Origin of the sequence: uncultured Rossellomorea sp., assembly GCF_947488365.1 — a bacterium.
Classification (GTDB): Bacteria; Bacillota; Bacilli; order Bacillales; family Bacillaceae_B; genus Rossellomorea.
Genome location: NZ_CANKZT010000001.1, coordinates 488860 through 514680 on the forward strand (window position 1 = coordinate 488860; position 25821 = coordinate 514680).

Genomic DNA, 25821 nt, shown 5'->3' on the forward strand with positions numbered 1-25821 from the left:
GGTTTCTGTTATGATATAGATTAGTCTGCGAGGTGAATTACCATGAAATTCCATTATCCTAATGGTAAGAAATATGTGGAAGCGCCATTACCCTCAAAAAAAGCGAAGGCCAAACCGAAACAACTATCTTATAGCAACAGAGGTATGACCCTTGAAGAAGACATTAATGAAACGAACCAATATTATTTAACGTTCCATAAAGCAGTCATTCACAAAAAACCGACTCCCGTTCAAATAGTGGATGTACATTATCCATCCAGAAGTGCCGCCGTCATTAAGGAAGCATACTTTAAGCAGCCCTCCACGACGGATTATAATGGTGTGTACAACGGAAGATATATCGACTTTGAAGCGAAAGAAACAAAGAATAAAACGTCCTTTCCACTTCAAAATTTTCACGAGCATCAAATTCAGCATATGGAAAACGTCCATAATCAAGACGGTATTACCTTTGTACTAGTAAGGTTTTCTGCTTCCGAAGAAGTCTTCTTACTTCCCTACAAAGCTCTAAGGAACTATTGGGACCGCATGATAAATGGAGGAAGAAAATCAATCAAACGGGAAGAGCTAGAGGAAAAAGGAGTCATCATTCCTTTAGGACTGCATCCCAGGGTCGATTATTTAAAAATAGTCCATCAGTTATATTTTTAGTTTATGCAAAATGAGTTAATCTATAATTTATCTCAATATCAGTAGTATATTTTAAATCTTAGACAATACTAAAAACACTGAAGATTGAAAGTGAGGAAACAATATGGCTGGTCAATATAAGTCAAGGGAAGAAAAACGCCTGGCCCAAAAAAAGTCGAAATCCACAAAGAGCAAGAAGAAGGGCTCTATGGTTAAACGCGTCATTATATCATTATTTATCATTGGTATTATTGGGATGCTTGCTGGTGCAGGATTATTTGCATATTATGCGTCTAGTGCACCTAAGCTTGATGAAAAATTACTCAAGGATCCGATTGCATCAGAAATTTATGATATGAACGGAGAATTGATTACAACTGTAGGAAAAGAAAAACGGGAGTATGCAAACTTTGATGACATCCCTCAGGTGATGCAAGATGCGGTACTGGCTACAGAAGACAATCGTTTCTATAAACATAACGGAATTGACTTGATTCGTTTAGGGGGCGCCGTCATTGCCAATGTAACAGGCGGTTTCGGTTCAGAAGGTGCTTCAACGATTACCCAGCAAGTAATCAAGGGTTCTTTTTTAAGCCCTGAGAAAACATTAAAAAGGAAAGCTCAAGAAGCATGGTTGGCTCTTAAGCTTGAGCAGGAATATACAAAAGAAGAAATCTTTGAAATGTATTTTAATAAAGTGTATATGTCCGCTGGAATAAATGGTATGGCTACTGCTGCAGACTATTACTACGGTAAAGACATCAAAGACATCAAGCTTCATGAAGCGGCTTTAATTGCTGGACTGCCTCAAAGTCCAAACAATTATAACCCTTTTAAATACCCTGAAAAAGCTGAAAAACGACGTAATATCGTTCTGTCCTTAATGGAACAGCACGGTAAAATCACTGAAAAAGAAAAAAAGGAAGCTCAAGCTCTTCCTATCACAGAAGGATTGGTTTCAGCTGAAGAGGTCGAAAAGAAAAACGGAAACAAATATCCCGCCTTTGTAGATGCCGTAATTGATGAAGTAGAAAAAATGGGTGACTATAACCTGTTTTCAGACGGTTTAAAGGTTTATACAACCGTTGACCCGAATGCTCAAAAACGCTTGGAAGAAATTTTAGCAGGTGAAAATACCAGCTTCAGTTATCCAGAGAATTCTGAAGAGCCTATGCAGGCGGGTGTAACACTTATGGATACGAAAACTGGAGAAATCAGGGCAATTGGCGGCGGCAGAGAACAGGATCCAAACGTTCAGCGTGGATTTAACTTTGCAATCGACACAAAACGTCAGCCCGGATCTACTATTAAGCCTTTAATAGACTATGCTCCTGCCATTGAGCATTTAAAATGGTCGACCTATCATATTTTAAAAGATGAGCCTTATAAATATTCAGATGGAACGGAACTCAATAACTATGACGGTCAATTTAAAGGGCCTATCACCATACGCGAAGGTCTATGGGATTCCCGAAATATAACTGCTTTAAAAGCTTTTCAGGAAGTTGGTCCAGAGAAAGCAGAAGAATTTGTGAATGGTCTAGGATTAAAATTCGATCATTATTATGAATCTGCTTCAATCGGTGGAGTTTCTCCTGGGGTAAACTCCGTACAAATGGCAGGTGCTTATGCCGCATTTGGTAATGAAGGAATATACAACAAGCCTCATACGGTTACAAAAGTAGTGTTACGTGATGGTGAAACAGAGATTGAAAATGATAATAAACCAAAGCCTGCGATGAAGGAATATACAGCCTATATGATTTCTGATATGCTGCAGAGCGTTATTGATCATCCAAGAGGTACAGGGCTTTATGCCAAGGTGCCAGGATTACCGATGGCAGGGAAATCAGGTACGACGAACTATTCTCAAGAAGAACGTGAGAAATACGGAATTGCTAAGACAGACGCACCTGATTCGTGGTTTGTAGGCTATACCACAAACTATACAGCGGCTGTTTGGACTGGGTATAAGACTCGCTCCATTCCACTATCACCTACAGATAGAAGAGTTTCACAATACATCGTCAGTGACTTGATGAGCTATGTTCACGAGGGTGTCGACACACCTGACTTTAAAAAGCCAGACAGCGTAGTTGAATCCAAAGTTGAACTAGGAAGCAATCCGGCAAGACTACCAAGTAAATACACGCCAGATGACCGAGTAATCACTGAACTATTCGTCCGTGGAACAGAACCTTCTAAGGTTTCACAAGAATTCGACAAGATTGATGCACCATCAAATCTGAAAGGTAAATTCAATAAGAAGGATCAAACCATCACTCTTGCCTGGGATTATGGTAAAGAGAAAGACGTTCAATTCGAAGTGGCAGTTTCAATAAATGGTGAAGCGAAACAAGTATTAACAACAACTGATAAGAAAGGATTAAATGTCGAAAACATTCAATCCCAAGGAACCTTCACCTTTGAAGTTGTAGCAATATCAGGAGATCAACGCAGTAACCCTGCAACGGTTAATGTTGAGGTCAAGGCTACTGATGGTGAAGAAGAAGAAAACCAAGATGAAAACAACGATGAAAATCAAGATAACAATAATGGAAATAACAATGGTAATGGAAACGGCCAAGGAAATGGCCAAGGAAATGGCCAAGGAAATGGGAATGAAGAAGGTTCAGGTGATGGTGAAGACACAGGTGACGAGGATGGCACTACTCCACCACCTGAAGGAGATGGGACTGGTGACGGAGGTACAGATGACGGCACTGGTGATGGCACTGGAACCGGAGGCGGGACTGGTGACGGCACTGGCGACGGCTCAGGTACTGGAGCTGGCTCCACGGATGGTGCACCTGCTACCCAATCAGAATCCAGAAGAGATCAAGAATAAGGTAAAAGGCAACGAGAGTATGTTCTCGTTGCCTTTTTATTTCTCTCTAGCTCGTTTTAAAGCCAGTGATTTAGCAAATTGTTTATGTTGTTCCTCGAATAGCTGAGATAACTGTATAAATGAATGGAATAGGTTTGGATTATTTCTAATGAACGTCATTCTTTCCACTACGTTTACCGGTTTAATGGAAAGTTTATTGATGGGAGAAATGTCCGAATTTAATTGTACAGGAAGTGAATTACTCCAGTATAAAAGCATATAAAATTGCGAAATACTTTTTTTCATTGGATGTAATGTATTCTTTGAACGTTCTTTAAATAACGTTTTAAGACACTTCTGCCCTTCTCCCCAACTCTTTAATATGATACTTATGAATAATTCACGATCCACCCAAGGAAGTATACTTAGAGCCTTCTCATTGAAATAGAGAATTTCATAAGCAAAGAAAGGCTCATCCGGTATGATATGAGAAGCATCCACTCTCACTTCTGAGTCAGGAAAGAAAAAAGGATCAATTAACTGGGACGGGATGTTCAAGATTGTTTCTTTCATATGTTACCCTTTTTCTTTAATCTCTTTTGACCTTCTCTGCATAAATCGACCAGCGGGCAAACGTCACATTGAGGGGATTGAGCTTTACAATGGTATCTTCCAAAGAAAATCAGCCGGTGGTGAGTTTCGGACCACTCTTCTTTCGGGATTTTTTTCATTAACGTTTTTTCTACTTCTAATACGCTATCCTTCCATCGGCAAATCCCTAGTCTCTTACTTACACGTTCAACATGGGTATCTACTGCCAGAGCCGGCACTCCAAATGCCACCGATACTACTACATTTGCAGTTTTCCTTCCTACGCCCGGCAGCTTCACTAATTCTTCATGAATTTCAGGAACACTCCCCCCATGTTCCGTCAGAATAATCTCACATAGTTTTCGAATGTTTTTTGCTTTGTTCCGGTACAGCCCAATGGAGCGTATATCCTGTTGAAGTTCTTCCAAGGAGACATCCAGATAATCTTCAGGTCGTTTGTATTTTTCAAATAAGCCTTTTGTGACTTTATTTACGAGGGCGTCAGTACATTGTGCCGATAGAAGGACGGCGATTACCAGCTCAAATGGATTGTCATGACGGAGCTCACAGTGAGCGTCGGGAAACATTTCCCTCATTTCATCTAAGCATATTTGTATTTGTTTTTTATTTAGCATGTATCTTAATACCTCCACCTTGTCCTACTAAATCAACAATATTCAATTAAAAAAGGTTATCCAAAAAAATAGACCAACCCTCAAGCAAGTGAGAGTCAGTCCATTCTATCGTCTTATTGCTCAAGCCAATTATAAAATGGTACTGATTTTCGTTTAGGAGAAGCCGTAGAATCACTTGAAGCTGCGGGTTTTTGATGGGAACGGAAGCGTTGACTTTGGTTTCGTGCATCTTCAATGGTTTTCACACCATTTTTCTTCCATTCAAATAGAATACGATCGATATATCTAAAATTCAGCTTGCCTGATATGACTGCTTCTCTCAAGGCTGCTTTAATAATAATAGCATTATGATCATCCTGGTCCAACCACATGGCTAACGTTTCGCATTCTAATGGAGATAGCGGACGACCAAATTCTTGTTCAAATGTGGTATAAATGTCTGCTTCTTCTTCCATTGATTTCTGCATTTGTTTCATTTTAGAATCTTGTATCACGAACTCAGCCATTTTTTCCCATAATGGATTGAGAGAATACTTTTCAAAAAGGATTCCATCTGTTGAAGATCCCTCTTCAATAGATAGAAATTGTTGTTGAATTAACTTTCGTAATATAGACGAACAGTATTCAGTAGAAAGGCTCATAGGTTCAGAGAGCTCTTCTGGGGTTGGAAAATAGTTACCCTTTTCCAAATGACCATAAATATGCAGCAGTAAAACGAACTCTGACTCATTTAAACCTAATGTATTGTAATTTGATAATAATAATTGCGGAATGTTCAGTGTTCCCTCTTCGATCCAGGACACCATTAATCGTTTATAATCCATATTCGGCACACCTCACTCACTAGTATATCATGCTTCAGTATATGTGGACATGGTTATGAATTAGAAGAAAGATGGAAAAAGAAAAGAACCGGCCGGTATTGCTTTTAAAGCAATACAGCCAGCTCCTTGTTTGAAATTTGAATTAAGGATATAAACGGTTTAGTAGACGCGGGAATGGGATGGTTTCCCTTACGTGTTCTACTCCGCTGATCCAAGCCACTGTTCTTTCAAGTCCTAGACCGAATCCTGAATGAGGAACAGATCCATATTCTCTTAATTCCAAGTACCACTTGTATGCATCCGTAGCCAGCTCATGCTCTTCAATGCGACGCTTCATCAGCTCTGCATCATGGATACGCTCTGAGCCACCGATAATCTCCCCATACCCTTCTGGAGCGATCAGGTCAGCACACAATACGACATCATCGCGGTCTGGATCAGGCTGCATATAGAAAGGCTTTAAAGAAGTAGGGTAATGCGTGATAAATACCGGCTTGTCGTAGCTTTCAGCTATCGCAGTCTCATGTGGAGCCCCAAAGTCGTCTCCCCACTCGATATCATCGAACCCTTTTTCATGCAGTAGTTTAAGGGCATCATCATAGGTGATTCGTGGGAATGGCGCTTTAATTTGCTCTAACTTAGAAGTATCTCTTCCTAATCGATCTAATTCCAGCTTGCAGTTTTCCAGAACCGATTGAACGATATAAGAAACATATTGCTCCTGTACTTCCAGGTTATCTTTAAAGTCGTAGAATGCCATTTCAGGCTCGATCATCCAGAACTCGATTAAATGACGACGAGTTTTCGATTTCTCCGCTCTGAATGTTGGCCCGAAAGAAAATACTTTACCTAATGCCATGGCTGCTGCTTCCATGTAAAGCTGACCACTCTGAGAAAGGTAGGCATCTTCTTCAAAATATTTAGTGGCAAATAACTCGGTCGTTCCTTCTGGAGCACTTCCCGTCAGAATTGGAGGATCTACTTTTACAAATCCTTCTTGATTAAAGAACTCATATGTTGCACGGATGATTTCGTTACGCACTTTCATCACTGCATGTTGTTTACGGGAACGAAGCCAAAGGTGACGATGATCCATCAGGAATTCTGTTCCGTGTTCCTTAGGTGTAATTGGATAATCAACTGCTTCATGAATCACTTCTACGCTTTTCACTTGCAATTCGTACCCAAAAGGTGAACGGGAATCTTCAGAAACCGTTCCAGTAACATATAGAGATGTTTCTTGCGTTAATGATTTTGCTTTTTGAAAGATTTCTTCTTCCACTTCACTTTTTACAACAACACCTTGTATGAACCCAGTACCATCACGGAGCTGGAGAAATGCAATTTTTCCACTTGAACGTTTGTTCGCAAGCCAAGAACCAATGGTTACTTCTTCACCAACAAACTTACTTACTTGAGATATAGTAGTTTTCACGATTTTTTCCCTCCAAAAAAACTAAGACGCTTATGTATCGTTATTTATTATACATTTACCGTTATCTCGTCGCAATAGATACAGCAAAACGAGATCATTTTAAGTAAAAAGCAGACCGAAACGAACGCGGTCTGCAAACCCTTGTTTTATTTACTTTTCCTAACAACAAATTCATGCATTCTCTCAATTGCTTTTTCAAGTGCATCAAGACTTGTGGCATAAGAAAGACGGATATTATTGTCCGATCCGAAACCTGAACCAGGAATAACGGCTACCTTCGCCTCTTCCAGTAGTGCTTTGGTAAATTCGTCGACATTGTTGTAGCCTGTTTTCTTAGCCGCTTCTGACACATTCGGGAACAGATAGAATGCACCTTGAGGTTTTAAACAACTAAACCCTGGAATATTGTTTAATTTATCAAAAACAATGTTTAAGCGCTCCTCAAACGACTGTCTCATATCCTCTACCGGCTGTTGATCTCCTAAATAGGCAGCAACCGTCCCATATTGTGAAGTCGTCGTTGGGTTTGAGGTAGAATGACTGGCAAGATTGGTCATTGCTTTAATGATTGCCTCGTTACCTGCGGCATACCCAATTCTCCATCCCGTCATGGAATGAGATTTTGACACCCCGTTAATCACGATTGTTTGCTCTTTAAGTTCTGGAGACAATTCAGCAATAGACGTGTGTGCGTTCCCGTCATACACAAGCTTCTCATAAATTTCGTCTGAAACGATCAGAACATCGTTTTCTAAGCATACTTCCCCAATCGCTTGTAACTCTTCCGGGGAGTATAGCATGCCTGTAGGGTTACTAGGTGTGTTAAGGATGACCGCTTTCGTTTTAGGAGTTATCGTCTCTTTTAACTGCTGTGGAGTTATTTTGTACTCATTCTCTTCTTTCCCTTCAACGATTACAGGAGTTCCTCCGGCAAGCTTCACTTGTTCAGGATAGCTAACCCAATAAGGAGTAGGAATAATGACCTCATCACCTTCGTTTAAAAGCACTTGAAACAATGTATAAAGGGCATGTTTAGCCCCACTTGTTACGATGATTTCAGAAGGTGCATACGTGAGTTTCTGGTCTGTCTCAAACTTGTGGATGACGGCTTCTTTTAATTTCGCCATTCCACCAGATGGAGTATATTTGGTGTGGCCCTCAGTCATGGATTCATGCGCAGCTTTGATGATATGTTCAGGTGTATTAAAATCTGGTTCCCCTGCACCTAACCCGATTACATCAATTCCTTGTGACTTCATTTCCTTTGCTTTTGCAGTAATCGCTAAAGTCGTTGATGGTGTTAATGCACTTACTCTGTCAGCCAACGTAAATTTCATGGACGTATTCCCCCTAGAGTTGATTATAAATTTTCTATTTTCCTCCACCATTCTCCAGTAGAAAACAGCAGGTAAAAATAATTTAAATTGTCTTGTTGATCTAAATAGGTAATTTCCCAAACAGGCCCGACAGATTCATATCCTAAACGGACTGATAACAATTCTTTCGGCTGCTTTTCATCATTTAGTTTATTGATTGCCTGTTCTTTTGAAATACCATCTGCCCATTTTTTCTCAATTATTTCCCCTTTTTTATTGGGTATCCAAGCGACGAGCTTCTCGTTTTGATCATCCTTACCTGTCACCACAACATATGACTTAGAGCCGTTGTAGAAGCTTGTGCTTTCAACATCGACGATAGCCGTTTCAGCTTTCACTCGACTTAGAGCCTTCTCAGCCTGATTATCCAATGGGTTCCGGGAAACTTGATAAATTACGACCGAAGCCGTTATCCCAAGGACAATGAACAATAGTGCGATAATCGTTATCCATTTTTTCATTACAATCACTCTTTATGTACGATAAATTGTTAATACTGCTTGATTCTGATCTTCCGGATCTAAGGCTAAACCAAACATATAATCATCTTTTTTTAAGGTTCTATTCAGTGTATCAACTACTTTATATAAGTTATCCGTATATTCGATACGAACAGTGGAAAGAATTTCAATTCGGCTCTCCATGGTGTTCCTCCTTTTACCCGCTTACAATGGTGTTCCCTTATTAGAAAACATTTTTTTCTACTCATAGTGACATTACGATTCGCCACACTATGAGTAAGAAACTCTACACACATTATAACAACATTAAAGGCTAGTATGGTAGAGGTTATCACAAAAACTATATACTAATCCAAACTCACTCAGGCTGACAGAATTGTCAGCCCTTCTTTATTTAATGGGGTTAGTTTGTATGGCCATCTTCTTTAAACACTCCATCTTCTTGATCAAAAGTCAGCACTTCGTAGTTTCTCTTATTAAATTTAATGGCAATCAATCCATGCTGGCCTGTCAGATACAGGTCAATCCACGCCTCGTTGATCGCTTCGAGCATTTCACCATTAAGAAGCCTTTCCTTAGAACGATAAAGCAATGCCGTTTGAGGATCGATATGCCTCAGAAGACTATGGGACATGTTTTCAGATTTAGAATGAAGAGGTATTTTCACAATGTTGACATTCTTTAGGGGTTTTGTCAGTAAAACCTCTTCAGAATGCAATGTTTGTGAGCTCAGCCACAAAAAGCGATGATGATAAAAGGTAATGGAAAAGTCTAATCCTTCTCGTTTCTCATTGCCTTCATGCATTACATTTAGCGCCAACTCTTTCGAAAGTGAGTAAGACTGATTTTCTTGAATGGTGTGTATGGTATAGGATCCTTTTTCCGGTATAGCTTTAGCTAGAGATCTGCCCACTATTATTTCTTCAATAGAGTACTTCTCCCCTAACTCAGCAATCATATCCTCATGCACTTCTCTTTTTTCCGTGATGATGATTCCCTTGATGTTGTTAATATGAATTTGATTCAAATAATAATATAACTGATTTCTCTCCTGAAGAGGTCCGGTATTGATTAAATAATTTTCCCCAGAAGCTAAATGAAGAACAGCTACCTCTCCTTTTATAACAGGAAGAAAACTAATCGCATACTCCTCATGTGATACATGTAAATCCACCTGAGGCACTTTCATTCCATAGGCATTTGAAATGACAAGGAGAAAAGATAGCATTGCCGTTAAGATTACTCTCATTTTCAATCCTCCAGTTTCACATCTACTCTTTAGGTTGTGTTAAAGAGTAAAATTTATCACTGAAGTTTAATCTGTTTTAGAGCCAATCTTCAATCCATGAAACCAAATCAAATAAATCCCCTTCTTTTACTTCCATTGAAGGGATGGACTGCAGGAAAGCCTTTCCGTACCTTGTCGTCATTACTCTGCGGTCATACACAATTACGATTCCACGATCACTGCTTCTTCTAATCAGCCTTCCTACCCCTTGTTTGAACCGAATAATGGCTTCAGGTAAAGAGTGAGAAGAAAATGGATTTTTCCCTTGAGCCTTCAAAATATCTGATTTTGCCTGATTGACAGGCTCGTCTGGTGGAGAAAATGGAAGTCTGACCATGGCAAGACAAGAAAGGTCTTCTCCTGGAATGTCTACACCTTCCCAGAAACTACTCGTTCCAAATAAAATAGCCTTATCGAATCGCTGGAAATTCTTTGTCAGTCGTGTGCGACTTCCTGAGGTGATTCCTTGGGCCATTAATACATATTCCTCTAATAAACCACTTTCTTTCATCAACTCATACGTTTTCCTTAACATATCGTAAGAGGTGAATAAAATGAGCATTCGACCTTTCGTCGCTTGTGCCACCCCTATTAAATGAGAGCTTATTGCTTCAATATATTCTTCGCTTTGAACTTGCTGTATTTCAGGGACGTCTGTTGGGACGAATAATCTTGAAACTTCATTGTAGTCAAATGGAGAAGTAAGATGTACCTGTTTTATCCCCTGGTCGACAAGACCAATCTCGTTTATGAAGTAATTGAAAGACCCGCTGACGGTAAGGGTAGCTGAAGTCAGGACCACACTTTTCTTTTTGGCAAAAATCTCATCATGAAGCTTGCGATCGACGGTAACAGGTTGAGCTTGAATAGAAAGACTGTTTGGTAATGACCTTGTGTCTCCATCAAGCCACAGAACGTGGTTGTTCATTTCTCTTAAAAATACCGTTTGAAAATTCATTCTCAACTCTGTAAAATCCACTAAAAAGCTGTAGAATTCTTCAATTAAGGCTTTTTCTTTATCAAGGAGTTTTATTTTCTTATCCTTGATTGTCTCGAGTACCTGCTGGAACTCTCTTTCTACAAACTTCATCCCTGATACGACTCGTTCCATGGCCATGAGAACAGGTTGAAAGTAGCTGCTCTTCTTCATTTCATCCGTAATTCTCAGCTGTATTTTTTGTACCCCGGTTCTCTTTTTGGCTTTCTTATAGAAAACGCTCGTTAACACTCCAATGGCCTCTTCTAAGTCATCGTAAAACTGGGCAATACGAGAGTCCAATTCAAATGAATGTGTATTCATTTGAACTGAGTGACTGGAAATAAGCTGATCCAGACGATAAAACAACTGTTTTTGGACCAGTGTCCCTAATTGGGAAGTACTAAACTTAATCGAGAGATAATCCATAACGACTCCAAGATGCTGTCTTGCTGACTTCTCCAGATGATGAGCCTCATCTATTACTAAGTAATCATAAGGAGGAAGCATGCTGCTATCATTCACCATATCACTCAGAAGCATTGAGTGATTCGTAATGATGATATCTGCTTCTTGAGCACTCCTTCTTGCGAAGAGATAGAAATCTTTCCCTATCCAAGGATCCTTTGTATGAGGCAGGTGCCAGCCATCATGTTTTAAACGATTCCAGAACAATTGCCCTCCCGATGTGAGGTTAAGTTCATCCATATCACCGGTCTCTGTTCGTGTCAGCCATACTAAAATCTGCATTTTTGTTAGAACTACATCATATTGAGACTCCTTTTCACGGAGAGACTGTTCAAACTTAAACAGGTTTATGTAATGGTTTTTCCCTTTTAGCAGGACGGTTCTGAATGGGATAGGGCTTATTTTTTCCAATAATTTAATTTCTTTATGAAGCAATTGCTCTTGCAATTGGATGGTGTATGTACTGATGACCACTCTTTCATGAGAGGTCTTGGCAAACATGACCGCAGGCCATAAGTAGCCCAGTGACTTCCCAACCCCTGTTCCTGCTTCAATGACCACATGGCGGCGTTCATGAAAAGCATGTTGAATCTCATTCATCATGACCATTTGCTGTTCTCTCTTCTCATAGAAGGGGACATGCTTTGCTAAATGCTCTTCTATATTGGGTTCATCAAAATGGAGCTCTTCAATAGGTGATTCATCTTTCATTGAAGCAGCTTTCTTCAGAAGAGCCAGTCCTCGATACACCTCTAACTGTGGTGGAAGGTCTTCTACGTGTTTTTGTTTCTCACTCACAATACTGTCAAACAATAAGGAGAGATCACTTTTCAAATGATGAGAAAGCTTGTAAAGCTTCTCGAGTGTGACTAATGGCAGCTTTGACAATTCTTCAATAAAATATAGAAGAATTTCGGCTGTCACATAGGCATCACTGTCTGCCTGATGAGGCCTTACATGGCTTAAATCCAATGAATTGGACAGTTCCGTCAATTTAAAACTATCTGCCGATGGTAAAGCCACTTTTGCTAACTCTACTGTATCAAATGCAGGTCCCGTAAATGGATTATAGCCTGCCTCTTCCAGTTCTGCTTGAAGGAATGAAAGATCAAATTGAACGTTATGAGCAACAAAAACGCCATGATCCAGCAACTCAAGTATTTTTGGTGCAATTTCATGAAAAGCTGGAGCGTCCTTTACCATTTCATCATTGATCCCCGTTAACTCCTCAATAAAAGCAGGAATCGGTTTTCCAGGTGACACAAATGATGTGTATTGATCAATGATTTTTCCGCCTTCTATAATAACCGCTGATAGTTGAATGATTTTTTCTCCCTTTTTAGGAGAATTTCCTGTTGTTTCAAGATCGATAACAACCAGTTTAAATGGGTACATGTTATTCACTGCCTTTATATAAATCCTACATCATTCTCTTATGATTTCTAAATAAGTGTACCATAAACAAAAAAGCAAGTCTCCTTTTCACAAATTAGAAGACTTGCCGATTTCTTTTATAGTATAGTCGCTTCAGGTTCTGTTCCGATCATATCTATGATACGGTTCTTTTCTCCCATGATGGCTACTTTCGGGATATGTTCATGGACCATTTCTTCTGCTACCATCTTATATGATATGATGATGACAATATCACCCTTTTGCACAAGTCTTGCAGCAGCTCCGTTCAAACATATGACTCCGCTACCTCTTTCACCTGGGATAATGTAGGTTTCCAAGCGGGCTCCATTGTTGTTGTTTACAATCTGGACCTTTTCGTTCGCCATCATACCAACTGCATCTAATATATCCTGATCGATTGTAATGCTCCCTACATAATCCAAGTTCGCTTCTGTTACAGTCGCTCTGTGAATTTTACCACTCATCATCGTTCTATACATTTGAATCCTCCTCTGGTTCTACACTGATGATTATATTATCAATTAATCTGGCCTGTTGAAATTGAACTGCCAGAGCGATAATGATTTCCCCATGTACGCTAGTCAGTTCCGTTAGCTCAGGGTAGGAATACACTTCCACATAATCGATTTCCCCGGATGTGTTTTCTTGGACGTTCTTTGAAATCATAGAAATAATGGAATCGGGATCCCGCTCCCCATCTTCAATACGATTTTTTGCTTCTTCCAGACTTTGATAAAGAGAAGGAGCTTCCCTTCTTTCTTCTTTTGAGAGATAGACATTTCTTGAGCTCTTGGCCAACCCATCTTCTTCCCTCACTGTTGGTACCCTCACAATTTCAACCGGAAAGAAATAATCGCTTACTAACCCTTCCACTACTGCAACCTGCTGGGCATCCTTCAGTCCGAAATACGCTCTGGTAGGCTGAATAAGGTGAAATAATTTAGTCAAAACGGTTACCACTCCGTCAAAATGCCCTTCCCGTTTTCGTCCGCACAGTACTTCTACCCGCTCTATCACACTCATGGTAACAGATTGCTCCCCTTTATACATTTCATCTACTTCAGGAATAAAGAGTATATCAACCCCAACATTCTTTGCTAATTCTGTATCTCTTTCAACATTACGGGGGTAGCGGTCGAAGTCTTCATTCGGACCGAACTGCAGGGGGTTTACAAAGATACTCATCACGACAGTATCGTTATTATTCCTGGCTTCCTCCGCTAGAGTCAAGTGCCCTTCATGAAGGTATCCCATTGTAGGAACATAACCGATAGAGGAACCTGAATTCTTTACTTGTTGTATCATACGCTGCAGATCTTGTATTTTCGTAATCACTTTCATTTTTTCATTCCACCATAGAGAGCATCCAATTCTTCATCACGCATCGTAAAGGAATGGTCTTCTGTCGGGAAGCTACCCCCTTTAACTTCTTCTATATAGGTTTTTATGCTGTTATGAATGACTTCTGACGCGTTGCTGTATTGTTTGACAAACTTAGGCACACGATTCACTCCGTATGTTACAAGATCGTGGAACACTAACACTTGCCCATCGGTTTCACTACCTGCCCCAATACCAATCGTCGGTATCGTTAATGCTTCTGAAATCTCTTTGGCTATTTGCTTTGGTACACACTCTAATACAAGTGAAAAAGCACCTGCCTGTTCACATTTAATGGCATCATCGATCAACTTTTTGGCTGTGTCGGCTGTTTTCCCTTGTACTTTATATCCTCCAAGGACACCGACGGATTGAGGGGTCAAACCTAAATGAGCCATAACGGGTATGCCGGCGCTCGTTAGGGAATGAATACGATCGATCACATGATCTCCCCCCTCAACCTTCACAGCGTGAGATCCTCCCTGTTGAAGAATCTGTGCCGCAGTTTTAAGAGTTTCATCTCTGGACAAGTGGTACGACATAAACGGCATATCGGTGACGATAAAGGTATTTTTTGCCCCTCTTTTTACGGCTTTCGTATGATGTATCATATCTTCAACTGTAACTGGTACCGTTGAGTCATAACCCAATACCACCATTCCGAGGCTGTCACCTACAAGAATGACATCAATACCCGCTTCTTCTGCTATCTTGGCACTTGGAAAATCATACGCTGTAAGCATTGAAATCTTTTCTCTCTTATTCTTCATCTTAAGAAAATCTGTTGTTTGTTTCATAATGTCCTCCTTCTTTTCAGTCAGAGGTGACGAAACGAAATGAAAGCACTTTCATTATAGAAATAAAAAAACCTTCTGAATAAATGACAGAAGGATCATAAGTGTTTAGTATCATTGTTTCGACCCTCTGTCCCAGTCCACAATGGATCAAGGCAGAAATTGTATTAAAAGCTGAACGTGCGTAGAGGTGCAGTTCCAAGGATACTGCCCAATGAGATTATACCATAAAAAAACGAGATGGAAGTAATCGTTTAGCATCCACCTCGTTTCCCCTTAAATATTCACTTCAATATCCGCTGAATAAATTTGATGAACGGTTCCTGTTGTGTCTTCAATCTTTAGAACTCCTTCATCCGTTATTCCTAATGCTCTACCTTCAATCGTTCCATTGATGGTACGGGCACGGATTTTCTTCCCGATACTGATTGCATAACTCTCCCATAACAGCTTGATCGGTGTAAAACCTTCTTTCATATAGATAGAATAAAGGGCTTCAATTCGTTCTAACACCTTTTGAACAATTTCTGATCTTGAAAGGGTATCTCCTTGTTCAATGGCCAGTGAGGTTGCAATCGTCTGAAGTTCATCAGGAAAGTGTTCCTTTGTGTGATTTACATTCATGCCGATACCGATGATAATGGAATTTATTTTATCAGATTCCGCTTGCAGTTCCGTCAATATTCCCGTCACTTTCTTTCCGTCAATAAGAATATCATTCGGCCATTTGATTTGGGGATGAAGTTCTGTTGCTTCTTCGATCGCTTGAACGACGGCAACTGCAGTAATGAGCGTAAACTGCGGGGCCTTTTGGGGTGGAAGAAGGGGTTTTAAGATCAGACTCATCCAAATTCCCGTTCCCTTTGATGAGTGCCACTCTCTCATTAACCTTCCTCTTCCGGCTGTTTGTTCGTCAGCAATGACTAACGTACCCTCTGCAGCTCCGTCGCCCGCAAGCACATGAGCGATGCGCTGTGTACTTTGAACTGACTCCTCATAGTGGATCACTCTGCCTAACGTTTTCGTTTGTAATCCCAATCGGATCTTACTTTCTGTCACACTATCAGGGGTTTCAATAATGCGATATCCTTTTTTTCTTACGGCTTCTAACACAAAACCTTCTTTACGAAGTTCTTCAATATGCTTCCAAATGGCCGTTCTTGAACATCCTGCTATTTCAGCCAATGCTTGTCCGGATAGAAAATCCTGATCCGATTCAGACAAAGCGTGAAGCAGTTTCTTCTTTATAGTCGATTGCATGTCTGTAGCCACCTCCTAATCGCTTCTTTATCGTTATTAATTGTTCCAGTTATAATCGCGGATTCAATTTCAGCCAAAAGTTCCTTCATCCATGGACCACCCTTTTTGTTTGCCCATGTCATCAAGTCATTTCCTGTTACATCCAGCTGCTGTCTCGATGTAATCGCTAAAGAATGATATTCTTCCTTCACCGCTTCTACAGAAGAAACCGGTGTGGATTCTATGCATTCATAGACTTTCTCAACGTTAATGGCTGCTTCCAAACCTGCACGATAAAGTAAAGGCTTAGACCAGCCGGATTTCCTTCTTAACTGAAGAATTTCAAGCTCATTTGAACGATCCCTTACTGTTTTCGTCGGGAGTCTCCAGCCTTTAAGAAATCCCTGGGGATCAGGATCCCCAATGCATGCTAAAAGAAGTAACCATACTTGGTCCTTATTTATGCCTTCTAATTGTGGAAGATCCGCAACCTGTTGAAGAGCATCTTTATGTTGAGTGAAATGAGGGAGTTCAGTATATAGGTTGGTACGAACAAGGAGGGTGAGCGCTTTTCGTTTCCATTTACCTCCGGCGATCTTCTCGAATTCCATCGTTTTTCTTTCAACGGCGATATGCTTTAGCAGTTTGGAGTGCTCCTTTAAAGCATTCAGTGTCCCAGACTCGATCTTGAAGCCTAATTGACTGACAAAGCGGACTCCCCTCATCATACGAAGGGCGTCTTCTGTAAACCTTAAATCCGGTGATCCCACTGTTCTGATCATTCCGTTATGTATGTCTTCCCGTCCATTAAAAGGATCAAATATCCTACCCCGTCCATCCATTGCGATACTATTCATCGTAAAATCACGGCGCTCCAGATCCCCTTCTAATGAACGGATGAATTCCACCTTATCTGGTCTTCTAAAGTCAGCATATGTAGATTCTGTTCTGAATGTAGTGATTTCATATTCCCTTCCATCATCAATGACCAGGATGGTTCCGTGTTCAATACCTATATCAATCGTCTTCGGAAAGATCTCCTTTAATTCTTGAGGATAGGCAGACGTCGCGATATCTACGTCATTAATGGGCTTATTCAGCAAGTAATCCCTAACAGAGCCTCCAACGAAATATGCTTCGAACCCTGCTCTTTCAATTTTCTTTAAAACTGGTACGGCTTCTCGAAATATAGACGGTAACATTTTTTACACCTGCTTTACTCAGATCTTTACCTTCCGACTGTTTATTATAGAAGCTCTTGGTAGATCTGTTCATACTCTTTGACAATCTTGCTGGAGTGAAATTTAGTTCTCGCCGTTTGTAGTGCATTCCGCGAGAGTTCATTATGAAGCTTCTCATCTGTCAGTAATTCCAACGACTTTTCTGCAACCTGAGAGACGTTCCCGATTTCACATATAAAGCCATTGTATCCGTCCTCAATTACTTCAGGAATGCCTCCTACATTCGTCCCAATGCTCGGCACGCCGCAAGCCATTGCCTCCAGGGCTACCAATCCAAAGCTTTCTTTTTCTGAAAGCAGCAGCTTAATATCACTAATCGAATAAAGTTCTTCTAAATTATCCTGTTTTCCAAGGAACAGGACTCGATCCTCTAATCCGAGTTCTCTCACCTGTTTGCAAATCACCGTCATTTCAGGTCCGTCCCCAACAAGGAGAAGTTTGGCGGGAATCTCGTTTTGTATAAGGTTGAATGCAGCTACAACATCTGTTACCCTTTTCACGCCGCGAAAGTTGGAAACATGGATAATGACCTTTTCATAGTCTTTAATTCCATATTCATTTCTAAGATGCTGAGAATCTACCGCCTTATACACTCTCTCGTCTATGAAATTATAGACCGTTTGAATTTCTTTATCCGGTTGGATTAAATCATTGGTTTGTTTCACCAAAGCGGAAGAAACCGCAGTGACCACATCAGACTTTTCAATACCGAAACGAATCGCTTTTGTTAAAGAAGGATCATAACCAAGTACGGTAATATCGGTGCCGTGCAGGGTGGTAACAATCTTTACATCTTTACCAGACATTTGCTTACCCAAAATGGCACAGACTGCATGTGGGATCGCATAATGCACATGAAGAATGTCCAGTTTCTCACGTTCTATAATTTCTGCCATTTTATTCGCCAGTGCTATATCGTAAGGTGGATATTGAAAAACTGAATACTGACTCACTTCCACTTGATGAAAGTATATGTTGTGATACATTTTATTTAACCGAAATGGAATGCTCGAGGTAATAAAGTGAATTTCATGGCCTTTCTCTGCTAATAATTTACCCAGTTCCGTAGCTACTACGCCTGAGCCACCAACGGTGGGATAGCAGGTAATTCCTATTTTCATTTTCATACCATTAATCTCCTAACAAATCATGATGCAATATAAGGGTATTATAGGAGAAGAATCCTTCAGCATATCGTAATCCGGCTTCTTTCCCCATCATTCGCTCCCTTGCTTCAACCGCTTCAATGTACCCTTCTGTCAAAGGAGTAGACACTCCTTCAAATCCTTGGGTAAACTGACTCGAATATGCTTCTAAGCTACGAATCTTCGTATGCATATGTGCCTCGATGTCCACTACAAATTGAGGTTTGTGAAAACCGTTGATCATATAAAAATACAGATTATCCGCTTTATGGGCCGGGCTTGCGGAATGGAACTTCCTAATTCCAGCTGAGAAAAAACCTTCTTTAATCAAGCGTGCCGCATTTCCATGATCAGGATGACGATCCTGATCATATGGAGCAAATACCGCTTTCGGTTTGTGCATTCTGATCACGTTAACCACTTTCTGAATATTTTCATCTGTTATGTAAATTCCCCTATCAGGAATATCCAGGGTTTCTCTCTTGCTGGCACCCAATATGCGTGCAGCTGATCTTGCTTCCTCTTTTCGTAAAGAAACCGTCCCATTTGAAGAAAGTTCTGCCTCTGTCAGATCGCAAATCACAATCTTCTTTCCTTCAGCTGCATATTTTGCAAGGGTGCCGCCCATTCCGATCTCCACATCGTCGGCATGAGCTCCGAATGCAAGGATGTCAACTTGTTGATCCACGTTACTCCTCCTTATCCTTTACCACACTTCGCCACTCGATATCCCCTCTATCCAACCCTTTCACCAGTACTTCAGCTGTTCCCATATTCGTTGCTAATGGGACTGAATATACATCACACAGTCTGATGAGGGCAGATACATCTGGTTCATGGGGTTGAGCTGTTAAAGGATCTCTAAAAAACAGAACAAGATCCATATTATTATTGGCAATATACGAGCCTATTTCCTGGTCTCCTCCCAGGGGACCTGACCGGAAACGATGGACAGATAATCCCGTTTCTTCTCCAATTCTCTTTCCCGTTGTCCCTGTAGCAAAAAGAGCGTGTTTCTCAATTATCGGCTTATAAGCTAATACAAAACGAATCAGATCATCTTTTTTCTTATCATGAGCTATTAATGCGATATTCATAACACTCACCCTTTAATCTAAAATATTTTCCAGCCCGTACACAAGTGTATCCAGCTTCATGACCGTATCAACGGAAACCTTCACTCCAGACATGAAGCTTCCCCTGTTAAAAGAGTCATGACGAATCGATAAAGTCTGACCTTCTGCTCCCAACATCACCTGTTGATGAGCAATCAATCCCGGAAGGCGAACACTATGGATGTGCATGCCGTCAACATTTGCTCCCCTTGCACCTGGATGTGTTTCTTTTTCATCAGGATGCCCCTGCTGCTTCGATTCTCTCACTTCCCTGATCATTTCGGCTGTCTTAACGGCAGTCCCTGAAGGAGCATCCAGTTTTTGATCGTGATGTAATTCAATGATTTCCACATCGTCAAAATATTTAGCGGCCATCTGGGAAAATTTCATCATGAGCACCGCACCAATCGCAAAATTAGGTGCAATGATACATCCCAATGACTTTGATTCTGCCAGGATCTTTAATTCATTTAATTCTTCTGTAGAAAAACCTGTCGTTCCCACAACTGGTCTAACACCGTATTCGAGGGCTGTTTTCGTATGGTGATAACCCACCTCTGGAGTTGTCAGGTCGATAAGCACGTGTGGTGTTTGAGCCTGAAAGCATGTTTCGATATCGGCGTATACCGGTACATCTATATTTACTTCTTGCTTATAATCAATCACACTAATAAGCGTAAAATGTTTCGTATCTCTAACTAACTGAACAGCTTCTTTCCCCATTCTTCCTCTTGGTCCTGCAATGGTTATGTTAATTTGTTCCATCTTCATCCCTACCTTCGATTCTTGTCCAACGATCTTTATCTCTTGTGTTAAATTTATGCATTACACGATTGTGGGCCTCTTCCAGACTAATATCCAGGGAGTTTGCCAAGCAGATGACAACAAACAATAAATCCCCCAGTTCTTCCTCAATCGTTTTTTCTTCTTCTGAATTCTTTTTAGGTTTTTCTCCATAGTAATGATTCACTTCTCTCGCCAGCTCACCAAGTTCCTCAGTGAGCCTCGCAATCATTGCTAGTGGACTGAAGTATCCCTCTTTAAATTGACCTATGTATTGATCTACTTCTTTTTGTAATTGCTCCATCGATTTTTTATTATCCATAGGAAGCCTCACTCCTTCATTATCTCCTATCATGTTAGCTAAATCCTTGCCGTTTGACAAATATTACGTTTGATTTATAAACTCTTCATTGCTAGTTTGTTTCTCTTCTTATATAATGTCTCTGTCAACGAGATAATACGAAGAGAAGGAGGGAATCAAAGATGTTGGGATTACGTTTTAAAAATATACTATTTATCCTGTTGGGGTCAGCCATATTCGCATTTGGTCTTGTCCATTTTAATATCCAAAATAAGCTGGCTGAAGGCGGGTTTACCGGAATAACACTTATCCTTTATTTTTTATTTGACATTGATCCGTCTTACTCCAACCTAGCATTAAATATACCCCTATTTTTCTTAGGATGGAAGCTTCTCGGTAAGAAAGCTTTTTATTATACTGTAATCGGAACCGTTAGTCTTTCTGTATTTCTATGGATTTTCCAAAGATATCAAATGAGGATCAACCTCGAAGGCGATCTGTTTCTGGCAGCATTGTTTGCAGGTGTCTTTATTGGGGTGGGTCTTGGCATCATTTTCAGATATGGCGGTACGACAGGCGGCGTTGATATCATCGCTCGACTCGCCCATAAGTACATAGGATGGAGCATGGGGAAAACGATGTTTATGTTTGACGCCGTCGTCATTGGGGCATCTCTCATTACGTACCTGGAATACAGGGAAGCCATGTATACACTGGTAGCTGTATTCGTTGCGGCAAGGGTCATTGACTTCATGCAGGAAGGGGCATACTCAGCCAGAGGAGCCATGATCATTTCCGATAGCCATGAAGAAATCGCGAGCGTCATCAATGAAAAAATGGATCGGGGAGTAACCATTTTAAGAGGGCATGGTTCGTTTACGAAACAAGAGCGTGAAGTGCTCTACTGCGTGGTTGGTAAAAATGAAATCGTCCGGCTCAAAAATATTATCACGAGCGTCGATCCACACGCCTTCGTCTCCGTCACCGTCGTGCACGACGTACTCGGTGAAGGCTTTACGTTAGATGCAGATAAAAATCCTTTGCATGACTAATAAGTATTCAACCATCTAAATCCATTTTCAGACAAAAAGAAGCTGGGCTCAAAACTAGAGTCCAGCTTCTTCTTTATTTAGAATCAATCGTCACCATTCATCCCGGTAAAGATTAATACAAGTCTAAGTAATTCAATAACCGCAACTGCAGCAGCAGCTACATATGTCATCGCCGCGGCGTTCAATACTTTACGTGCATGCCGTTCTTCTTCATTCCGGATCAGACCAAGTGAAACGATCTGATTCATCGCCCGGGAAGAAGCGTTGAATTCTACAGGAAGGGTGATTAATTGGAACACAACCCCCGCTGCCATCAGAATGATACCAAGTAGGAACATTCCAGTCATTTGAGTGAACATTCCGATCAGTAAGAAGATCCAGGACATATTGGAACCAATATTAGCAACTGGAACCAAAGCATGGCGGAATCGTAAAAATGCATAGCTTTCAGCATCTTGAATCGCATGTCCGACTTCATGGGCCGCCACAGCCGCTCCCGCTACAGAATGTCCATGATAGTTATCAGGTGACAATGCAACCGTTTTGGTAATCGGATTGTAGTGGTCACTTAAAAAACCTCTGCCTTCCACGACCTTCACGTTGTATAGTCCATTGTCGTCGAGAATCCTTCTAGCCATCTCCCTGCCGGTCATACCTGAGGTGGTGGCCACTCTTGAATATTTCTTAAACGTACTCTTTACACGCATTTGAGCTCCGATTGGAATAAGAGCAATGAGTAAAAAGTAAATTAAAAATCCTGCCATTATCGCAATAACCTCCAGATGTTTAGATACCTAAATTTTATAGTGCTAAAAGCGCGCTGTCAATTTTTTTGACGCTCTGACTTTTTTGCTTCCCCTTGTCCTTTATATTTTCTCCAACCTACATAAGATAATGTAGAGACAATGATACTGCCGGTTGATATGATCACCCACCAAAGGGAAGGATCTGCTTCATCCTCTTGTTTATTCTCAAACAGTTTCTCTAGGTCAGTTTCCAAGGATGTTAATTCGGTCATTGTTTCCGTACTTTCCAACACGTCTTGCCGGTAATGATCCAAGTAAGAAATTCTTGCGTCCAGTGCTTGAGCGCGTTCGATCGGAATATCTAATTTAATACTTGGTTGAATAATATTATATTTCGATAAGAACATATTCAATGTGGTATGGTATTCATCTACATTTCCATTTTCCGCTGCCGACTTCACTCCATTAAATGCTTCCATTATCGGGTCTTCCATTTCGACCCACAATGGCTGATATTGACTGCTTAAAGCATCCATCACAAGGCGGAACTTTGTAACGGCGTTCACCTTCTGCTCCATGTCAGCAGAGGTTTGATTAATACTCTCCACTGCCAGATTATGTGAGATGGTGAGAATTCTAAGCTCATCCATTGAAAAAGACCGTTGGGCACTCAAAGCCGCAAATTCATCAGAGAAATAAACCAGTAGATGTTTCGCTTCTTCATATCTTCCAGCCTTTGTCATTTGCAAGGCCTGGTCTGCAACTTCATCAAGCTCGTTCATCGGAGACGTCGACTCTACTGCATTTAATGGGTGAGGTATTAAAATGAGAAAAAAGAACAGCGCGATAAAGAATTGGATAAATTTCATACTTGTCCCCCCTAAAACTACTAGTAAAGTTTATGAAAGGGTGGACAAGAGTAGACCAAAAAACGACTATGGCATCGTATGAATATTTAATCGTTTCGTTTTTTGGGTAAAGTAATAAGCGATTGCGATTGATACAATACTTAACCAGAAAGTGAAATATCCAATATGCTGTATGTACATATACAATCTGGAGTAAACAGGAAACTGCATGTAGACGTAATCGATTATGTCATTATGGATCGTCCAGATTCCACCTGCAACAATATGCCATATCTTGACCCGGTAAAAGGAAGAATACAATATCCCTTGGACCGCCATTGCACCATGTGACGCCATGAGCATATAACCTTCCCAAGGTAAATCACCGGAAACCCACAGTGTTAACAGATTCATGATCACGGCCCATATCCCATATTTAAATAGGGTGATAATGGCTAACACTTCAAATAATGGCCAATTGCGATTCAGTAAAAATGCTACGAGAACGAAACAAAAAAACAGGCTGGCTGTCGGGCTGTCGGGAACAAACACTAAAAATTGCGAGGGAGTATTTCGTAGTTGAGGGATATACCATAGATAACCGTATATTGTTCCAAACAAATTCACAATGAGAAGGAACCATAGAAACGTTTTGTTCTTCAAGATGGACATGATCCAGAACATTTACTTTATCCTCTCTTTCAAGTAGAAAAAAAAGAGCCAACGTAAGCCGGCCCTTTTTCACTATTTATTCTTTTAAACCAGAGATGAATTCAGCCAGTTTATCCAGCTCTTCGTCTGATCCTTTAAATAACCCTGCAGGCATGCCTGGTGGTTTACCGTTTTTGGCAATATCCGCTACTTCTTCAGGTGAGAGGCCAGTTGCAACTAAAGAAGGTCCCGCTCCACCTTGCAGATTTTCACCATGACAGTTAATACAACCATTTTTCTGGTCTGCATAGATTTTATACCCTTCAGATTCTTTATCAATATCCACTTCAGCCTGAATCTTACCTTGTTCCTTCGCTGCTTCCCAATCATGAGTCACAACTGATTCCCAAGTTAAGAAATACGTTGCTGCAAGTGCCAATAACATGAATCCTACTGCGAATGGACGTTTCGTTGGGCGACGTTCAGGTCCTACGTCGATAAATGGAGCAAGTAAAAGCGCTCCAAATGCGATTCCAGGAATAACGAACGCTCCAATAACATTATAAGGTCCAGATGCATATGTGTATTTAAGTAATTGGTATAAGAATAAGAAATACCAGTCAGGTAATGGAATATATCCAGTATCTGTTGGATCGGCAACACGCTCTAACGGTGATGGATGAGCAACCGTTAAACATAGATAACCGATTAGGAAAACAGCTCCAACTAACCATTCTTTTAGTAAGAAGTTTGGCCAGAAAGCCTCTGTTTTTCCAGGGAACTCCGAATAATCTTTAGGAATATTCGGCTTTCTGTCTGCAGGTACACGTGAGTCCCCTACAAACTTCATCCCTTTTCCTCGATGCATAGCGTCCCCCTCCTTCTAATTTAAGGTTTATTAATTTATGTTCGTATCTTATAGTGGTCCTGAAATACCTTGCTTACGAATCATCAAGAAGTGAGCTCCCATAAGTCCAAGCAATGCTGCAGGCAGGAAGAATACATGAATAGCGAAGAATCTTGTTAGTGTTTGTGCACCAATGATAGAAGAATCTCCTGCGAGTAAGATCTTCACTTGCTCACCAATAAATGGTGTAGCAGCTGCGATTTCAATACCAACCTTCGTAGCGAATAGCGCTTTCATATCCCACGGTAATAAGTAACCAGTGAAACCAAGTCCTAACATTACGAAGAAAATAAGTACTCCAACAACCCAGTTCAGTTCACGAGGTTTTTTGTATGCACCTTGGAAGAAGACACGTAGTGTATGTAAGAACATCATTACGATAACCAAACTAGCTCCCCAGTGATGCATTCCACGGACAATTTGTCCAAATGCAACTTCATTTTGCAGGTAGTACACAGATTCCCAAGCGTTTTTAATATCTGGAACATAGTACATTGTCAGGAACATCCCAGATAAAATTTGAATTACGGTAACGAAGAATGTTAATCCACCAAAGCAGTAAACAAACGCTGAAAAGTGATGCGCAGGGTTTACATGTTCAGGTACTTCGTGATCCGCAATATCGCGCCACAAAGGCGTAATGTCCAAACGCTCGTCAACCCAATCATAGATTTTGTTCAGCACAGATTACG

General features: G+C 40.7%; 27 protein-coding genes. 3 read left to right on the top strand and 24 right to left on the bottom strand.

What is annotated here, in order from left to right; all coding sequences use genetic code 11:
* The first annotated feature begins 42 nt into the window (after nt 1-42).
* Nucleotides 43-651: a Holliday junction resolvase RecU gene (recU, locus tag Q1B03_RS02665; protein ID WP_299737908.1), complete on the top strand. Its 609-nt coding sequence runs from the start codon at nt 43-45 to the stop codon at nt 649-651.
* Nucleotides 652-754: 103 nt separating this feature from the next.
* A complete protein-coding gene (locus tag Q1B03_RS02670; protein WP_299737910.1) occupies nt 755-3478 on the top strand; it encodes a transglycosylase domain-containing protein in 2724 nt (907 codons plus the stop codon).
* A 36-nt stretch (nt 3479-3514) separates the two neighbouring features.
* Here the strand turns inward: Q1B03_RS02670 and Q1B03_RS02675 are convergent, their stop codons facing one another.
* The 19 genes from Q1B03_RS02675 to Q1B03_RS02765 all read right to left on the bottom strand — a co-directional run bounded on the left by Q1B03_RS02675 (nt 3515) and on the right by Q1B03_RS02765 (nt 21006).
* A complete protein-coding gene (locus Q1B03_RS02675) occupies nt 3515-4030 on the bottom strand; it encodes a YpoC family protein (protein WP_299737911.1) in 516 nt (171 codons plus the stop codon).
* Nucleotides 4027-4683 (bottom strand): endonuclease III, encoded by a 657-nt coding sequence (gene nth, locus Q1B03_RS02680; protein ID WP_299737913.1) that lies wholly within the window; start codon nt 4681-4683, stop codon nt 4027-4029. The genes Q1B03_RS02675 and nth overlap by 4 nt, the downstream gene beginning before the upstream one ends.
* 113 nt (nt 4684-4796) lie before the next feature.
* On the bottom strand, nt 4797-5507 hold the full coding sequence (locus tag Q1B03_RS02685; protein WP_299737915.1) for a DnaD domain-containing protein: 711 nt from the start codon (nt 5505-5507) through the stop codon (nt 4797-4799).
* Nucleotides 5508-5649: 142 nt separating this feature from the next.
* Nucleotides 5650-6942, bottom strand: a complete 1293-nt coding sequence (asnS, locus tag Q1B03_RS02690) for an asparagine--tRNA ligase (protein ID WP_299737916.1) — start codon at nt 6940-6942, stop codon at nt 5650-5652.
* 146 nt (nt 6943-7088) lie between these two features.
* Nucleotides 7089-8279 carry a pyridoxal phosphate-dependent aminotransferase gene (locus tag Q1B03_RS02695; protein ID WP_299737918.1) on the bottom strand — a complete coding sequence of 397 codons (1191 nt, stop codon included), beginning with the start codon at nt 8277-8279 and terminating at the stop codon, nt 7089-7091.
* A 23-nt stretch (nt 8280-8302) separates the two neighbouring features.
* The gene (locus Q1B03_RS02700; RefSeq protein WP_299737920.1) at nt 8303-8779 is read right to left on the bottom strand and encodes a DUF5590 domain-containing protein; all 477 of its coding nucleotides are present in this window, start codon (nt 8777-8779) and stop codon (nt 8303-8305) included.
* 12 nt (nt 8780-8791) lie between these two features.
* Entirely contained in the window at nt 8792-8962 is a 171-nt protein-coding gene (locus tag Q1B03_RS02705) for a YpmA family protein (protein ID WP_082051082.1), read from the bottom strand.
* Nucleotides 8963-9182: 220 nt separating this feature from the next.
* On the bottom strand, nt 9183-10028 hold the full coding sequence (locus Q1B03_RS02710; protein WP_299737922.1) for a hypothetical protein: 846 nt from the start codon (nt 10026-10028) through the stop codon (nt 9183-9185).
* 76 nt (nt 10029-10104) lie between these two features.
* Entirely contained in the window at nt 10105-12906 is a 2802-nt protein-coding gene (gene dinG, locus Q1B03_RS02715) for an ATP-dependent DNA helicase DinG (protein WP_299737924.1), read from the bottom strand.
* A 116-nt stretch (nt 12907-13022) separates the two neighbouring features.
* Nucleotides 13023-13406: an aspartate 1-decarboxylase gene (gene panD / locus Q1B03_RS02720; RefSeq protein WP_299737926.1), complete on the bottom strand. Its 384-nt coding sequence runs from the start codon at nt 13404-13406 to the stop codon at nt 13023-13025.
* Nucleotides 13399-14268: a pantoate--beta-alanine ligase gene (panC, locus tag Q1B03_RS02725; protein ID WP_299737928.1), complete on the bottom strand. Its 870-nt coding sequence runs from the start codon at nt 14266-14268 to the stop codon at nt 13399-13401. The genes panD and panC overlap by 8 nt, the downstream gene beginning before the upstream one ends.
* On the bottom strand, nt 14265-15104 hold the full coding sequence (panB, locus tag Q1B03_RS02730) for a 3-methyl-2-oxobutanoate hydroxymethyltransferase (RefSeq protein WP_299737930.1): 840 nt from the start codon (nt 15102-15104) through the stop codon (nt 14265-14267). Before panB ends, panC begins: the two co-directional genes overlap by 4 nt.
* A 273-nt stretch (nt 15105-15377) precedes the next feature.
* Nucleotides 15378-16361: a biotin--[acetyl-CoA-carboxylase] ligase gene (locus tag Q1B03_RS02735; RefSeq protein ID WP_299737932.1), complete on the bottom strand. Its 984-nt coding sequence runs from the start codon at nt 16359-16361 to the stop codon at nt 15378-15380.
* On the bottom strand, nt 16346-17542 hold the full coding sequence (locus Q1B03_RS02740; protein ID WP_299737934.1) for a CCA tRNA nucleotidyltransferase: 1197 nt from the start codon (nt 17540-17542) through the stop codon (nt 16346-16348). Before Q1B03_RS02740 ends, Q1B03_RS02735 begins: the two co-directional genes overlap by 16 nt.
* Before the next feature lie 44 nt (nt 17543-17586).
* A complete protein-coding gene (gene bshA, locus Q1B03_RS02745; protein WP_299737935.1) occupies nt 17587-18708 on the bottom strand; it encodes an N-acetyl-alpha-D-glucosaminyl L-malate synthase BshA in 1122 nt (373 codons plus the stop codon).
* 4 nt (nt 18709-18712) lie between these two features.
* Complete coding sequence (gene bshB1, locus Q1B03_RS02750; RefSeq protein WP_299737937.1) at nt 18713-19414, bottom strand: bacillithiol biosynthesis deacetylase BshB1; 702 nt, start codon at nt 19412-19414, stop codon at nt 18713-18715.
* A gap of 1 nt (nt 19415) precedes the next feature.
* Nucleotides 19416-19823 (bottom strand): methylglyoxal synthase, encoded by a 408-nt coding sequence (gene mgsA, locus Q1B03_RS02755; protein ID WP_299737939.1) that lies wholly within the window; start codon nt 19821-19823, stop codon nt 19416-19418.
* Nucleotides 19824-19835: 12 nt separating this feature from the next.
* Nucleotides 19836-20606 (bottom strand): 4-hydroxy-tetrahydrodipicolinate reductase, encoded by a 771-nt coding sequence (dapB, locus tag Q1B03_RS02760; RefSeq protein WP_299737941.1) that lies wholly within the window; start codon nt 20604-20606, stop codon nt 19836-19838.
* A complete protein-coding gene (locus Q1B03_RS02765) occupies nt 20593-21006 on the bottom strand; it encodes a nucleotide pyrophosphohydrolase (RefSeq protein WP_299737943.1) in 414 nt (137 codons plus the stop codon). The genes dapB and Q1B03_RS02765 overlap by 14 nt, the downstream gene beginning before the upstream one ends.
* Nucleotides 21007-21107: 101 nt before the next feature.
* Between Q1B03_RS02765 and Q1B03_RS02770 the strand changes: the two genes are divergently transcribed.
* Nucleotides 21108-21977: a YitT family protein gene (locus Q1B03_RS02770; protein ID WP_299737945.1), complete on the top strand. Its 870-nt coding sequence runs from the start codon at nt 21108-21110 to the stop codon at nt 21975-21977.
* A gap of 83 nt (nt 21978-22060) precedes the next feature.
* Here Q1B03_RS02770 and Q1B03_RS02775 read toward each other — a convergent pair whose 3' ends face one another.
* The 5 genes from Q1B03_RS02775 to qcrB form a co-directional block, all read right to left on the bottom strand.
* Nucleotides 22061-22741 (bottom strand): zinc metallopeptidase, encoded by a 681-nt coding sequence (locus tag Q1B03_RS02775; RefSeq protein WP_299737947.1) that lies wholly within the window; start codon nt 22739-22741, stop codon nt 22061-22063.
* A 59-nt stretch (nt 22742-22800) separates the two neighbouring features.
* Nucleotides 22801-23592 carry a sporulation protein YpjB gene (ypjB, locus tag Q1B03_RS02780; RefSeq protein WP_299737949.1) on the bottom strand — a complete coding sequence of 264 codons (792 nt, stop codon included), beginning with the start codon at nt 23590-23592 and terminating at the stop codon, nt 22801-22803.
* 66 nt (nt 23593-23658) lie between these two features.
* Complete coding sequence (locus Q1B03_RS02785) at nt 23659-24255, bottom strand: DUF1405 domain-containing protein (RefSeq protein ID WP_299737951.1); 597 nt, start codon at nt 24253-24255, stop codon at nt 23659-23661.
* Between the two features lie 64 nt (nt 24256-24319).
* Nucleotides 24320-25090: a menaquinol-cytochrome c reductase cytochrome b/c subunit gene (locus Q1B03_RS02790; protein ID WP_113970697.1), complete on the bottom strand. Its 771-nt coding sequence runs from the start codon at nt 25088-25090 to the stop codon at nt 24320-24322.
* A 48-nt stretch (nt 25091-25138) separates the two neighbouring features.
* Nucleotides 25139-25813: a menaquinol-cytochrome c reductase cytochrome b subunit gene (gene qcrB / locus Q1B03_RS02795; protein ID WP_044336350.1), complete on the bottom strand. Its 675-nt coding sequence runs from the start codon at nt 25811-25813 to the stop codon at nt 25139-25141.
* Nucleotides 25814-25821: the final 8 nt, after the last annotated feature.